Origin of the sequence: Streptomyces sp. PU-14G, assembly GCF_041028275.1 — a bacterium.
GTDB lineage: Bacteria > Actinomycetota > Actinomycetes > Streptomycetales > Streptomycetaceae > Streptomyces.
Window position 1 is genome coordinate 1 of sequence record NZ_JASKYT010000153.1, and the last position, 13,991, is coordinate 13,991.

The window sequence follows — 13,991 nt, forward strand, 5'->3', positions numbered from 1 at the left end:
GTSGYGAACGGCCCGGCGGAACGTGGCGGTCACCGTCACCCGTCGGCAGCACCCCTCACGCCCGCCACCACATCCGCCACCACATCCGCCACCACGCAGCTCACGTTGTCCGGGCCGCCCGCCTCATTGGCGAGCCCGACCAGGGTGCGGACCGCGCCGTCCGGGTCGGCGACCGCGCTCAACGTCTCCCGCACGCGTGCGGTGGGAACCACCGCGGAGAGCCCGTCCGAGCAGAGCAGGTACCGGTCACCAGGACGGACGTCGTGGAGGCGCAGCTGTGCGCTCGGGGTCACCCCACTCACCGACGCGTCCCTGCCTGCTTCCCTCTCCGCACCCCTCTCCGCGCCTGCCGCCGTCTCGCCGCCGCCGGTCAGGGCGCGCACCAACAGCGCACGCTGCGGGTGGGAGACGGCCTCTTCGCGGCTGAGGCGGCCCTCGTCGATCATCGTCTGCACGACCGTGTGGTCGTGGGTGATCTGGAACAGCCCGCCGTCCCGCAGCAGGTACGCGCGGGAGTCCCCGATGTGCACGAGAGCCAGCCGGGAACCGGTCCACAGGGCAGCGGTGAGGGTGGTGCCGCTCTCGTGCGGCGCGTCGCCGCCCGCCGCGGCACCGTGAACGGCGCGGCCGGCCGCGCTCACGGCGTCGTCGAGGAGGTTGAGAAGTTCCCCGGCCGAGGCGGCGACGGCGTCGGTTTCCAGCCGTTTCAAGACCTCGACGGCGGCGGCGCTCGCCGTGCCGCCCCCGGCGCCGAAACCGTCCGCGACGGCCAGCAGCCGCTCCCCCGCGTACGCCGTGTCCTGGTTGCTCCCGCGTACGCGTCCGGCGTCGGTCAGCGCCGCGTAGCGGATACCCAGCGGGACGGGTGCCGTCGGCGACGGGGCATCCGACACGCGCCACCGGATGTTCTCGGTCGACTCGTTCTGCTCGGTCATGTCGAGACCGTCCTTCCCTGACAGGTGGTCGATGAGGAAGGTGGCCAGATCGCGGCGGGCGGCGGTCTCCCCCTCCACCGCGGCCCAGTAGGCCCGCACCTCGCGCGCGGCGGATCCGGACGAGCCCCCCGGGCTCCCGGGGTAGCCGGGTCTCCCGGTGCCGTCCCGGTCCGACTCCGCCAGCTCGCACACGCGTCGGATACGGGCAAGTGGCATGCCGAGGCGCCGCAGCCAGGCGACCAGCCTGGCCCGCTCCAACTGTGCGGGCGCGTAGAGGCGGTAGCCACTGACCGGGTCCACCCTCTCGGGCGTCAGCAGCCCGAGTTCGTCGTACAGCCGCAGGGCTTTCGGCGACAGTCGTGACGCCTTGGCGAAGGCTCCGATGGTCAGCAGACCCATGCCCACCTCACCCGACCTCCCTCTCGAACCGGGCACCGCGCCCGGCCCTGCCGATGCTGTGGTTTTCCCCTGGGGGAAGGTCAACGCCCCTACCCGCGATCTCGTGGACGCGCTCGGCCACTGCCTGGTCCCCGTCGCGGTAGAGGATCCTTCCGCCCGCGTCGGTCTCGGCACGCGCCGTGGCGGTCTCCCGGGCCCGCGTCAGCCTGCCCCGCGCCAGCGGGCTCCACGGGAGCACGCCGATGCCCTGGTCGGCGCAGAGCGGGAGCATCTCCCGCTCTGCTTCCCGGTGGATGAGGTTGTAGTGGTCCTGCTCCTCGCTGCTTCCGGCGCTGTACCCATTGGCCGTGTCCAGGAAGTTGACGCCGCTCTCGAGGGCCTGCTTGATGATGTCCCGGCTGGCGTCCGCGCCCAGCGACCAGGGCTCGCCGCCCCGGTCCGGCTCGCCGAAGCTCATGCAGCCGAGGGCGATGGCGGAGACTTGCAGTCCGGTCATCCCGAGTTTGACGTATCGCACGCTGCCGAACCTAGGAGTTGGAGTGTGCTCTCACCCAAGTAGGCCCGGCCCGCAGTGCGGAGACGTAGGGCATGTGCGCCCTGTCAGGTTCGACCGTTTCGGCCTCGCGTACCCGAGAACCCAGTGGTGGCGAATAACCAGCTGTCACTTCTCGGCCGAGCGCGCGGGTCACTACTCAGCCCCCCCCCGGGGCAAACCGCCCTCGCGGGTCCGTCACCACGACCGATCACCGCTCGACCACCAACGGATTCCGCTGGCCCCGGCGGCGGTACCGCGGCGCTCGCGACGGCGCCCCTACCCGCGGCCTCCCTGCGGCACAGCAGTGACAGCAAGCGCTGAAACGTGACAGCTCGCGCGGGAGGCCACACGCGAGCACCCGCCCCTCGCAGCGACACTTGCAAGCAAGTTGCTTGCAAAAGTTAGCGGGCGGGTGCAGTCTGGGGACATGGCCTCGCTCAATGTCGGGAACCTCGGCGAGTTCCTGCGGGAACAACGGCGCAACGCGAAGCTGTCGTTGCGGCAGCTCGCCGAGGCCGCCGATGTCTCAAACCCGTATCTGAGCCAGATCGAGCGCGGCCTGCGCAAGCCGAGCGCGGAGATCCTGCAGCAACTGGCCAAGGCCCTGCGGATCTCGGCGGAGACGCTGTACGTGCAGGCCGGGATTCTCGACGAGCGGGACCGCGAGGACCTGTTGCAGGTGCCGGCCGCCATCCTCGCGGACTCCTCGATCAACGAACAGCAGAAGCAGGCGCTGCTCCAGATCTACGAGTCCTTCCGCAAGGAGAACGCACAGCAACGGGCGGCGGACCCGCCGAGCGCCGGGTCCGCGGAGTAAGCCCACCCGAACCCCACAATCAGCACAGAGCGCAACGACCGACCGGCGCGATGCACGCTCCCGAGCACGGCAGCTCCAACGCTTCCGAGCACCGGGTCACCGGTGAGCCGGAGAACCGGAGAACGAGAGCACCGGGTCACCGGATCAGGAGAGCACCGGAGCGCGGGAGCAGGCACCGGCGCGCCGGAACAACCGCACACGTGCGGATCAGTCACGGCGGGCGGCAACCGGCCGCACCGTCACGCGAGTTCAGCCACGAAAGGCGTACCCTCATGCCCATCGCGAACGACCTGCGCAAGTCCCTCACCGACCCGACGCCGCTCTACTTCGCCGCGGGTGTCGTCGACAAGATCCGTGAAGAGGCGCCGCAGGCCCTCGCCTCGGTCCGTGAGACGGACCCCAAGGAAGTGCAGGCGAAGCTCACCCAGCAGGCCAAGGAGACGCAGGCCAAGGTCAGCGAGACCCTCAGCGGAATCGACACCGACATCAAGAAGCTCCGCGAGCAGGCCCAGCACTTCGCGCTCCAGGGCGTCGGCTTCGCCGCCGAGTACGCGGTCAAGGCGCGCGAGGCCTACGACGAGCTGGCCGTGCGCGGTCGTGAGGCCGTCAAGAACTGGCGAGGCGAGGGCGACGAGACCAAGGCCACCGAGGTGACCGTGGAGCGCGAGCCCGCCCAGGCCGTGAAGATCGCCGAGCCGCCGGCCGAGGAGGCCCCCGCGGGCAAGGCTCCCGCTGCGCGCTCCGCGTCGGACGCGACGGACGCGACGGACCCGTCGGACGTGTCGGCTGCGACGCCCAAGACAGCTACGACGTCCACGACGCCTGCCACGGCTGGAGGCGAGACGGCAGACAACGGCGCCGCCGGGACCGGCACGCGCACCAAGGCCGCCGGTGGCAAGAACGGCAGCGCCAAGACGGGTACGGCTCGCAAGACCCCGGCGGCCCGGAAGCCGACGCCGAAGAGCGAGTCCTGAGCCGCATGGGCACGGGAAGGGAACGAGCCGGGCACCTTGCGCGGGCCCGGCTCGTTCCCCCTGTGCTGGGGTACGGTGGCGGCACAGCCGCCCGCAAGAGGAAGACACGGGTCCGAGACCGACCGGGAGTGTGAGCACGATGTTGTTCGACGGCTTCCAGCTCACCGTCATGGCGCTGATCAGCGTCGTGCTGCTCGCCCTGGCGGTGTTCGCCTTCGTGGACAGCGCGCTGCGGCGGGAGGACGCCTACCGCGCCGCGGGCAAGCAGACCAAGCCGTTCTGGCTGATCGTTCTGGGCCTCACTGCCCTGGTGAACGTCCTGCAGATCCCCTTCTTCCTGCTGCAGATCATCGGCCTGATCGCCACGATCGTGTACATCGTCGATGTGCGCCCCGCCCTGAAGCAGGTCATGGGCAACGGACCGAGCCGTGGCCGCGGCTGGGGCCGCCGCCGGGGAGGCAGCAGCAGCGACGGTCCGTACGGTCCCTTCAACGGCCGGTGACATCGGAAGCGGCAGTCCGGGCGGAGCAGGACCGCCCTCGCTGACCCGCCCCCGCACGCCTCGCCACAGGCGGTGCCGCCTCGCCACAGGCCGTGCACGTCGTCACAGGCCGCACGCCTCGCCACAGGCCGCACGCCTCGCCACAGGCCGCGCACCTCGTCACAAGCCGTGCACCTCGTCACAAGCCGTGAGCCGTGTCACGAGCGGGCTTCCGTCGGGGCGGGTCAGCGGGAGCGGTCCAGGAGAAGGACTGCCACGTCGTCGGTCAGTTCGCCGCCGTTGAGGCGGCGGACCTCGGTCATCGTCGCCTCCAGCAGCCGCTCGCCACTGGCGCCCTCGGCCAGCCGGCGGGTCACGATGTCGAGCATGCCCTGTTGGCCGAGCCGCTCCCTGCTGTCCGTACGGCCCTCGTCCACGCGCCCCTCGATCAGGCCGTCCGTGTACATCATCAGGCTCCAGGCGCGCCCCAGGGTGACCTGCCGGCGCGGCCAGCGTGCGTGCGGGAGCAGTCCGAGCGCCGGCCCGCTCTCGTCGTACGGCAGCAGTCGGGGTGCCGCCCCCGCTCCGCCCGCGAACAGGGGCGAGGGGTGGCCTGCCAGGCAGACGCCGGCGCTGCGGCCGTCGGAGGAGATGTCGACGGTGCACAGGGTCGCGAAGATCTCCTCGCTGGCCCGTTCGTTCTCCAGCACCTTCTGCAGGGTGCTCAGCAGGGCGTCCCCGCACAGTCCCGCGAAGGTGAGGGCGCGCCAGGCGATGCGCAGCTCGACGCCGAGGGCGGCCTCGTCGGGGCCGTGGCCGCACACGTCGCCGATCATGGCGTGGACGGTGCCGTCGGGGGTGCGGACGGTGTCGTAGAAGTCGCCGCCCAGCAGGGCGCGGGAGCGGCCCGGACGGTAGCGCGCGGCGAACCGCAGTTCGCTGCCTTCCAGGATCGGCCTGGGCAGCAGGCCGCGCTCCAGCCTGGCGTTCTCCTGGGCCCGCAGCCTCGTCTCGGTCAGCTGGCGTTGTGCCAGGTCGGCGCGTTTGCGGGCGACGGCGTAGCGGATGGCGCGGGTGAGCAGCCTGCCGTCGAGTTCGTCGCGGAAGAGGTAGTCCTGTGCGCCGACCCGTACGGCGTCCGCGGCCCGTTCGGCGTCGCTGCCGTCGGTGAGCGCCAGCACCGCGTGGCGCGGTGCCATGCGCAGGACCCGACGCAGGATGTGCAGTTCGTCGGGTTCGGCCGGGGCGTCCGGCGGCGGCTCCTCCGCGGGAGTCGGGGCCGTCGCAGGCCCCCGTCCCGCGGTGGGCGCCCCCGCGGCGAAACCGTCAGCGGGAGCGGATCTTTCGCCACCCAGGCGCTCCTCGCGCGCCTCGCGCGCCCCGCGCGCCCCGCGCGCCTCTTCGCGCCGGTGCCCGGGCCGCTGCTCGCGCCCTCCTTCGCGCCGCTCCCCGCGCCGGCCCTCCGCCCGCTCCCCGCGCCGRTCCTCCGCCCGCTCCCCGCGCCGGTCCTCCGCCCGCTCCTCGCACCGGTCCTCGCACGGCAGCGCGAGGTCGAGCAGGATGCAGTGGACGTCGTCGGTGAGCAGTCGTGCGGCCTCGGTGAGGTTGCGTGCCGTGCGGACGCGCACGGGCTTGCCGTAGGCGTCGAGCATGCGGGGCACGCTCACCGACCCCGCCGGGTCGTCCTCGATGACCAGCAGGGTCAGGCTGCCGCCGGTTCCCGGCGCGGCCTGCTGGGCCGGTACATCGGCGGACTGCGCCGCAGTTCCGGCCGCGGGCGCGCTTGCGGGCATGCTGAAACCTCTCCCTCCCCCGAGGGCGTGGTGCACGCCGTGCGGCGGCCACCATGGCTCGGCCCGGAACGGCGCGCGGTGGTCGGGCGCTCGTCATCCCGGGCTCTCCGGAGGGACCTTAGCGCCCCCGGCTGCGCCGACGGAATGGCCCGCCGGGGCCCATCCCTGTCATATGCCCTCGGCGGTGCGGGAGTTCGCCGCAGGCCGGAGCCGTTTTCCGTGGCCGGTACATGACCAAGCTCACGCGCAAAAAGCCGCGAAAAGCGCAAAAGGAAACGCCCGAAGAGGTCGGATCGGTCTCACTTGTCGGGACGTACCACACCCAGGATCGGCATGGAGCCCGCCCCCTCGACGGTGATCTGCCGACCGGTGCGCGGCGCGTGCAGCAGCGCACCGTCACCGACGTAGATCCCCACGTGACTGGCGTCCTTCTTGTAGATGATCAGGTCGCCGGGGCGCATCCTGTCGACCGGCACGTGCGGCAGCTGCTTCCACTGCTCCTGGGAGGTGCGGGGGATGCGCACGCCCGCGGCCTCCCAGGCGCGCATCGTCAGGCCCGAGCAGTCGAAGGTCGAGGGGCCCTCGGCTCCCCACACGTAGTCCTTGCCGATCTGTTTGGTGGCCCACTCGATGGCGCGTCGCCCGGCCGGTGACGCCTTGCCGTCAAGGCCGTCCAGCACTCCGGACTTCAGCCACTTCGCCTGCTGCGCCTTGGCCGCCTCGTCCTCCAGCTCGCGCAGCCGCTCGCGCTCCTCCTCCTTGAGACCGGCCTCGATCTTCTTCGCCTTCTTCAGCTGACCGGTGATCTTCTTCTTCGCGGCGGCCTTCTTCTTGCGCGTCTTCTCCAGCTTCTGCCACGCGTCGGAGGCGTCCTTGGCGTCGCCGCGGAGCTGGGAGCGGGTCTCGGTGAGGGTGCCGATGAAGGAGCGGGTGGCCTGCTGGCCCTTGTGCGTGAGGGAGAGTCCGCGCAGGAAGTCCTCCGGGTCGTCCCCCAGCATCAGCTTCGCCGCCGGCGGCACGCCGCCGTTGCGGTACTGGGCGCGTGCCATGGCGCCCGCCGTGTCGTGGAGGGAGTCGAGCTTGCCCTGGGTGGTGTCGATCCGCTTGGCGAGCTTGACGATCCGCTTCTGCTGCTTCTTGGTGGCGGACTCGGCGGCGTTGTACGCGTCCGTCGCGGACTCCGCCTTGTCGTGCAGCCGCTCGATGTCCTTGCGGATCTCCTCCAGGTTCGGCTCACCGGCCCGCCCTCCGGAATCCGCACCGGACGCGGAATCCGCACCGGATCCGGAACCCGAACCGGATCCGGACCCGGAACCGGACGCGGAGCCCGCCCCGGAGCCGTCCTTCCCCGGCCGTTCCGGATCGGCGTGGGCGGTACCGAGCGCGGGCCCCGCCAGCAGCATCAGGGCGCAGGCCACGACGAGCGGGCCGTGCCGTCCGGACGACGGGAGGGTCGAGCTGATCAGCGGCCGTCTCACCCGGGCCACCCCCATTTCCGTATGGTCAACTGGGGCCAGTGGAGCGGATAGTGCCATGCCGGTCCGAAAGACAACAGAGGAATGTACTGACGAGTATCAAACGGGCCGCCCCGCCCGGGCCCGTGGCCCTGGAGGGCACCGGGCTGACCGCCGAGGTTCACTCGGCGTTCACTCAGCTCCGTCGGCCGCTTCACCTGATCTGTCTAATTTCGGCCTTACGAAGAGCGCGGCACCCTCCACGACAGGGAACGCGCCCCATAGCCAGAGAGCCCGACGGCCGGCCGGCCGTCGCTCCCGGGCCCAGGAAGGAACTGAACGACAGTGAAGCTTCAGCGCACGAGCCGGCTCCGCACCGCAGCTGTCGGCGCTCTCACGGTGTGTGGCGCCCTGGTCCTGAGCGCCTGCGGCTCGGACGACAACTCCGGCGGTTCCGGCAGCGAGACCAGCAAGGCCGCCGGCAACATCACCTGCGACGGCGAGGGCAAGCTGCTCGCCTCGGGATCCAGCGCCCAGAAGAACGCCATGGACGTGTGGACGCAGACCTACCAGTCCGCGTGCGACACCACGCAGCTCAACTACAAGCCCACCGGCTCGGGCGCGGGCATCCAGGAGTTCCTCCAGGGCAAGACGGCCTTCGCGGGCTCCGACTCGGCGCTCGAGCCGGACGAGGTCGCCAAGTCCAAGAAGGTCTGCAAGGGCGGCCAGGCCATCGACCTGCCGATGGTCGGCGGCCCGATCGCCGTCACGTACAACCTCGACGGCGTCGACGACCTGGTGCTGGACGCCGACACGCTGGCCAAGATCTTCGACTCGAAGATCACCAAGTGGAACGACCCGGCCATCAAGAAGCTGAACCCGGACGCGAAGCTGCCGAGCACCAAGATCCAGGCCTTCCACCGCTCCGACGAGTCGGGCACCACCGACAACTTCACCAAGTACCTGAACTCCGCGGCCCCCGGCTCCTGGAAGCACGAGCCCGCCAAGGCGTGGGCCGGCAAGGGCGGCCAGGGCGCCGACGGTTCCTCCGGGATCGCCACCAACGTCAAGCAGAACGACGGCGCCATCGGCTACGCCGAACTGTCCTACGCTACCGGGAACGACCTGAACACGGTCAAGCTGGACACCGGCGCCAAGGAGCCCGTCGAGGCCACCACGGGCAACGCCTCCAAGGCGATCGCCGACGCCAAGGTCGTCGGCCAGGGCAAGGACCTCGCGCTGGAGCTGAACTACAAGACCGAGGCCGAGGGCGCCTACCCGATCGTCCTGGCGACGTACGAGATCGTCTGCGACCAGGGCAACAAGAAGGAGACGCTGGCCGCGACGAAGTCCTTCCTGAAGTACACCGCGAGCGAGGACGGCCAGAAGGCCCTCGCGGAGAAGGGCTACGCCCCGATCCCCGAAGAGATCATCACCAAGGTCCGCTCGACCATCGACGGCCTGAAGTAGACCTGGAACAGGCCCCAGAGGCCTCGAACAGGTCCCAGGAGGCCTGGAACAGCCCCAGGAGGCCAGAAGTAGGCCAGAAGTGGGCCTGGCGTAGGCCAGAAGTAGGCCAGAAGTGGGCCTGGCGTAGGCCAGAAGTAGGCCAGACGTAGGCCTGTCGGAGGGTGCGGCGGCGGTGCCGCACGCACCGCCGCCCCCTCCACCCCGGCGATCCGTGCCCCATATATCCGCACATGCACGGAACGCTGAACGATCCGGTGCACCGCCGAAGGGCCACTCCGCGCACCCACGCCGAGCGCGGCGGCCCGCACCAGTCAGACCGGAGAAACCATGGCTACCGATAACCCACCCGCGACAGCGGAACCCGCGGACCCCGCGGTCACCTTGAAGGGCGCCACCCGGAAGGGTGACCGAATATTCCTCGGCCTCTCCCGGGGCTCCGGCATCACCCTCCTGGCGATCATGGCCGCGATCGCTGTCTTCCTCACCTGGCGCGCCGCACTCGCCATCCAAGCCGACGAGGCCAACTTCCTCACCGCCTTCGAGTGGGACGCCAACGCGACGCCGCCGCGCTTCGGCATCGCCGTCCTCGCCTTCGGCACCGTCGTCAGCTCGCTCATCGCGATGATCGTCGCCGTCCCCGTGGCCGTGGGCATCGCGCTGTTCATCTCGCACTACGCGCCGCGCAAACTGGCGACCCCTCTCGGCTACGTCATCGACCTGCTGGCGGCCGTCCCCTCCATCGTCTACGGCCTGTGGGGCGCACTCTTCCTCGTCCCGCACCTGAGCGGTCTGTACGAGTGGCTGGACGACTACTTCGGGTGGAGCGGCATCCTCACCTATGAGGGCGGCGCCGCCCGCTCCCTGTTCACGGCCGGCATCCTGCTCGCGATCATGATCCTGCCGATCGTCACCAACGTCTCCCGCGAGGTCTTCCGGCAGGCGCCCAAGATGCACGAGGAGGCGGCCCTCGCCCTGGGCGCGACCCGGTGGGAGGTCATCCGCATGTCGGTGCTGCCCTTCGGCCGCTCCGGCGTCATCAGCGCCTCCATGCTCGGTCTCGGCCGCGCGCTGGGCGAGACGATGGCCGTCGCCACGGTGCTCTCCCCCAGCTTCCTCATCCACGCCAGCCTGCTCCAGCCCGGCGGCGGCACGTTCGCACAGAACATCGCCGCCGGCTTCAAGGAGGCCGGCGCCACCGGACGGGACGCGCTGATCGCCTCGGGTCTCGTCCTGTTCGTCATCACCCTGCTGGTCAACGGCGCGGCCCGGCTGATCATCGCGCGCCGCAAGGAGTACTCGGGAGCGAACGCATGAGCCAGCCCGTCATGGCCGAGGTGGCCGACGCCGCCCCCGTCGACGCCTCGCCCCTCCCCTCCTCCCTGCGCCAGCCCCGGCTGCCGCGCTGGGCCCCGCTCGGCCTGGCCGCCGTCGCCGCCGCACTCGGCATCGGTATCGGCCTGGTGGCCGGGCTGGACAGCCGCGTCCAGTGGGGGCTGATCGCCGCCCTGCTCTACGTCGGCCTCACCGCCGTCCTCGCCGGCGCCGTCGAGGGCACCCGGCAGGCCAAGGACCGGCTGGCCACCAGCTTCATCTGGGTCTGCTTCCTGCTGGCCGTCATCCCGCTCGCCTCCCTCATCTGGGAGACGGTGGCGCGGGGCGTCAAGGTGCTCGACGGGTACTTCCTGACCCACTCCATGAACGGCGTCATCACCATGGAGCCCGGCGGCGGGATCTACCACGCGCTGATCGGCACCCTCGAACAGGTCGGCCTCGCCACGCTGATCGCCGCGCCCGTCGGGCTGCTGACCGCGATCTACCTCGTCGAGTACGGCACCGGGCGGCTCGCCAAGGCCGTCACCTTCTTCGTGGACGTCATGACCGGCATCCCCTCCATCGTCGCCGGCCTGTTCATCCTCTCGTTCTGGATCATCATCCTCGACTTCGGCTACTCCGGTTTCGCCGGTGCCATGTCGCTGGCCATCCTGATGATGCCGATCGTCGTGCGCTCGACGGAGGAGATGCTCAAGCTCGTCCCCAACGAGCTGCGCGAGGCGTCACTGGCGCTCGGCGTGCCGAAGTGGCGGACCATCCTCAAGGTCGTCCTGCCGACCGCGATCGGCGGCATCACCACCGGCATCATGCTGGCCGTCGCCCGCATCGCCGGCGAGTCGGCCCCCATCCTGCTGCTGGTCTTCGGCTCGGCCTCGATCAACGGCAACCCCTTCGAAGGCGCTCAGTCCTCCCTGCCGTACTACGTCTACGAGCAGTGGGCCAACGGCAACGAGCCCTCCTACGACCGCGCCTGGGCAGCCGCCCTCGTACTGATCGCCTTCGTCATGATCCTCAACCTGGTCGCCCGCGGCATCGCCCGCTGGAAGGCCCCCAAGCACTAAGGGAGTGATTCCCGTGGCCAAACGCATCGACGTCAGCGGCCTTTCCGCCTACTACGGCACCTTCCGCGCCATCGACGACATCTCCATGACCGTCGAACCGCGCTCCGTCACCGCCTTCATCGGCCCCTCGGGCTGCGGCAAGTCCACCTTCCTGCGCACTCTCAACCGCATGCACGAGGTCACCCCCGGCGGGCGGGTCGAGGGCAAGGTGATGCTCGACGACGAGGACCTGTACGGCACCGGCGTCGATCCGGTCTCCGTGCGCCGCACCATCGGCATGGTCTTCCAGCGGCCCAACCCGTTCCCCACGATGTCCATCTACGACAACGTGGCGGCGGGCCTGCGGCTCAACGGCGACCACAAGAAGAGCGAACTCGACGGGATCGTCGAGAAGTCCCTCAAGGGCGCCAACCTGTGGAACGAGGTCAAGGACCGGCTCAACCGGCCGGGCTCCGGCCTCTCCGGCGGCCAGCAGCAGCGGCTGTGCATCGCGCGGGCCATCGCCGTCGAACCCCAGGTGCTGCTGATGGACGAGCCCTGCTCGGCCCTCGACCCGATCTCCACCCTCGCCATCGAGGACCTCATCGGGGAGCTCACGTCGCAGTTCACCATCGTGATCGTGACGCACAACATGCAGCAGGCGGCGCGGGTCTCCGACCGCACCGCCTTCTTCAACCTCGCGGAGGTGGGCGCTCCGGGGAAGCTCGTCGAGATCGACGACACCGAGCGCATCTTCTCCAACCCGTCCGTCCAGGCCACGGAGGACTACATCTCCGGCCGCTTCGGGTGATCCCGAGCCCCCTGAGCTGCCCGCGGTGCTGCATGGCGGTGCCACCGCGGGCTTCTTCCTCGCCCCCGCCCCGCTCCTCCGTCAGACACGTCTGTGCCCTGCCCCCTCGGACGAACCGGAAGGGGGCAGGGCACAGATGTCTGACGGAGGGGGGGTCAGCCGAAGACGAGTTTGACCGCCCAGAAGATGAGCGCGGCGACGACGGCGGCGGCCGGCATGGTGATGAACCAGCCCATGATGATGTTCTTCGCGACCCCCCAGCGCACCGCGCTGACCCTCTTCGTCGCACCGACACCCATGATCGCCGAGGTGATCACGTGCGTGGTGGAGATGGGGGCGTGGAACATGAAGGACGCGCTGTACATCACGGACGCCGCGGTGGTCTCCGCGGCGAACCCCTGCGGCGGGTCCAGCTCGATGATGCGCCGGCCCAGCGTCCGCATGATGCGCCAGCCGCCCGCGTAGGTGCCCAGCGACAGCGTGGCGGCACACACGATCTTGACCCAGACGGGGATCTCGTTGTGCTGCTGCACGTCGGCGATGGTGAGCGCCATGACGACGACGCCCATGGTCTTCTGCGCGTCCTGGAGACCGTGGCCCAGCGCCATGCCCGCCGCGGAGACGGTCTGCGCGATACGGAACCCGCGCTTGGCCCGGTGGGGGTTGGACTTGCGGAAGAGCCACAGGATGACGCACATCACCAGGTAGCCGAGGAGCAGGCCGACGATGGGCGAGAGGAACATCGGCAGGACGATCTTCTCGACCACGCCGGACCAGAACACGGTGATGCCGCCGGCCAGCGCCGCGCCGACCATGCCGCCGAACAGGGCGTGGCTGGAGGAGGAGGGAAGACCGAAGTACCAGGTGACCAGGTTCCAGGCGATGGCGCCGACGAGCGCGGCGAACAGGATGCCCATCCCCGCCTCGCCGTGCGGGGTGACGATCAGCCCCTCACTGACGGTCTTGGCGACTCCGCTGCCGAGGAAGGCGCCCGCGAGGTTCATCACCGCGGCCATGGCCAGTGCCGCGCGCGGGGTGAGCGCCCGGGTGGAGACCGACGTCGCGATGGCGTTCGCGGAGTCGTGGAAGCCGTTCGTGTACGTGAATCCGAGCGCGACACCGACGGTCACGATCAGAGCGAAGGTGTCCACGGAGCGTCAGGACTCCTTGACCGCGATGGTCTCGACGGTGTTGGCCACGTGTTCGAAGGCGTCCGCCGCCTCCTCGAGCACGTCGACGACCTGCTTGAGCTTCATGACCTCGATCGCGTCGTACTTGCCGTTGAACAGGTGGGCGAGCAGCTTGCGGTGGATCTGGTCGGCCTGATTCTCCAGCCGGTTGACCTCGATCCAGTACTCGGTGAGGTTGTCCATGGTCCGCAGGTTCGGCATGGCCTCGGCCGTCAGTTCGGCGGCCCGCGACAGCACCTCGATCTGCTGTTCGACCCCCTTGGGCAACTCCTCGATCTGGTAGAGGACGACGAGGTCGACGGCCTCCTCCATGAAGTCCATGATGTCGTCGAGGGAGGAGGCCAGGTTGTAGATGTCCTCGCGGTCGAACGGGGTGATGAAGGAGGAGTTGAGCTGGTGGAAGATCGCGTGCGTCGCGTCGTCCCCCGCGTGCTCCGCCGCGCGCATCCTCTCGGAGATCTCGGTTCGCGCGGAGGAATCCGCCCCGAGCAGTTCCATGAGGAGTTTCGAGCCGGTCACGATGTTGTCCGCGGAGGCCGCGAACATGTCGTAGAAGCTCGTCTCCCTGGGGGTCAGACGAAAGCGCACTGGGGGTCCTCGGATGCCTCGATGACGGTCTCGTTGATGCTAGGCGCATCATCCGGCCACAGCGAACCGGCGTCCCCCCAGTGTCACCCATGTCAGCCCGCGCGCTGAAGCGGGCTCGGAGAAGTCCGGTATCATATACCCGCTAGGGGTATAAGGGCCCCGGTGCCACGGC

The 13,991-nt window shown here is 70.0% G+C and carries 13 protein-coding genes; 7 read left to right on the top strand and 6 right to left on the bottom strand.

Annotated elements, in window-relative coordinates; all coding sequences use genetic code 11:
• Positions 1 to 35: 35 nt before the first annotated feature.
• Positions 36 to 1,334 (bottom strand): MerR family transcriptional regulator, encoded by a 1,299-nt coding sequence (locus AB8Z75_RS18900; protein ID WP_369203489.1) that lies wholly within the window; start codon positions 1,332 to 1,334, stop codon positions 36 to 38.
• Positions 1,335 to 1,341: 7 nt separating this feature from the next.
• Positions 1,342 to 1,851 carry an aldo/keto reductase gene (locus AB8Z75_RS18905; protein WP_369203491.1) on the bottom strand — a complete coding sequence of 170 codons (510 nt, stop codon included), beginning with the start codon at positions 1,849 to 1,851 and terminating at the stop codon, positions 1,342 to 1,344.
• Between the two features lie 445 nt (positions 1,852 to 2,296).
• Here AB8Z75_RS18905 and AB8Z75_RS18910 point away from each other — a divergent pair, with 445 nt between their 5' ends.
• From AB8Z75_RS18910 to AB8Z75_RS18920, 3 genes are all read left to right on the top strand, one after another.
• Positions 2,297 to 2,686: a helix-turn-helix domain-containing protein gene (locus tag AB8Z75_RS18910; protein ID WP_369203493.1), complete on the top strand. Its 390-nt coding sequence runs from the start codon at positions 2,297 to 2,299 to the stop codon at positions 2,684 to 2,686.
• A 272-nt stretch (positions 2,687 to 2,958) separates the two neighbouring features.
• On the top strand, positions 2,959 to 3,660 hold the full coding sequence (locus AB8Z75_RS18915; protein WP_369203495.1) for a hypothetical protein: 702 nt from the start codon (positions 2,959 to 2,961) through the stop codon (positions 3,658 to 3,660).
• Positions 3,661 to 3,799: 139 nt separating this feature from the next.
• Positions 3,800 to 4,162: a DUF2516 family protein gene (locus AB8Z75_RS18920; protein WP_369203510.1), complete on the top strand. Its 363-nt coding sequence runs from the start codon at positions 3,800 to 3,802 to the stop codon at positions 4,160 to 4,162.
• 224 nt (positions 4,163 to 4,386) lie between these two features.
• On the opposite strand, the gene AB8Z75_RS18925 is transcribed toward AB8Z75_RS18920, so the two are convergent.
• Complete coding sequence (locus AB8Z75_RS18925) at positions 4,387 to 5,934, bottom strand: SpoIIE family protein phosphatase (protein WP_369203497.1); 1,548 nt, start codon at positions 5,932 to 5,934, stop codon at positions 4,387 to 4,389.
• A 299-nt stretch (positions 5,935 to 6,233) separates the two neighbouring features.
• Positions 6,234 to 7,412 carry an NlpC/P60 family protein gene (locus AB8Z75_RS18930; protein WP_369203499.1) on the bottom strand — a complete coding sequence of 393 codons (1,179 nt, stop codon included), beginning with the start codon at positions 7,410 to 7,412 and terminating at the stop codon, positions 6,234 to 6,236.
• A gap of 321 nt (positions 7,413 to 7,733) precedes the next feature.
• Here AB8Z75_RS18930 and pstS point away from each other — a divergent pair, with 321 nt between their 5' ends.
• The 4 genes from pstS (at position 7,734) to pstB (ending at position 12,041) form a co-directional block, all read left to right on the top strand.
• Positions 7,734 to 8,858 (top strand): phosphate ABC transporter substrate-binding protein PstS, encoded by a 1,125-nt coding sequence (gene pstS, locus AB8Z75_RS18935; RefSeq protein WP_369203501.1) that lies wholly within the window; start codon positions 7,734 to 7,736, stop codon positions 8,856 to 8,858.
• A 327-nt stretch (positions 8,859 to 9,185) separates the two neighbouring features.
• Positions 9,186 to 10,172, top strand: coding sequence for a phosphate ABC transporter permease subunit PstC (gene pstC / locus AB8Z75_RS18940; RefSeq protein ID WP_369203503.1), 987 nt, complete (start codon positions 9,186 to 9,188; stop codon positions 10,170 to 10,172).
• Positions 10,169 to 11,251, top strand: coding sequence for a phosphate ABC transporter permease PstA (pstA, locus tag AB8Z75_RS18945; protein WP_369203505.1), 1,083 nt, complete (start codon positions 10,169 to 10,171; stop codon positions 11,249 to 11,251). Before pstC ends, pstA begins: the two co-directional genes overlap by 4 nt.
• 13 nt (positions 11,252 to 11,264) lie before the next feature.
• Positions 11,265 to 12,041 carry a phosphate ABC transporter ATP-binding protein PstB gene (gene pstB, locus AB8Z75_RS18950; protein WP_369203506.1) on the top strand — a complete coding sequence of 259 codons (777 nt, stop codon included), beginning with the start codon at positions 11,265 to 11,267 and terminating at the stop codon, positions 12,039 to 12,041.
• A gap of 155 nt (positions 12,042 to 12,196) precedes the next feature.
• Here pstB and AB8Z75_RS18955 read toward each other — a convergent pair whose 3' ends face one another.
• The gene (locus AB8Z75_RS18955) at positions 12,197 to 13,192 is read right to left on the bottom strand and encodes an anion permease (RefSeq protein WP_369203508.1); all 996 of its coding nucleotides are present in this window, start codon (positions 13,190 to 13,192) and stop codon (positions 12,197 to 12,199) included.
• 6 nt (positions 13,193 to 13,198) lie between these two features.
• On the bottom strand, positions 13,199 to 13,819 hold the full coding sequence (locus tag AB8Z75_RS18960) for a DUF47 family protein (RefSeq protein WP_173871204.1): 621 nt from the start codon (positions 13,817 to 13,819) through the stop codon (positions 13,199 to 13,201).
• Between the last annotated feature and the right edge of the window lie 172 nt (positions 13,820 to 13,991).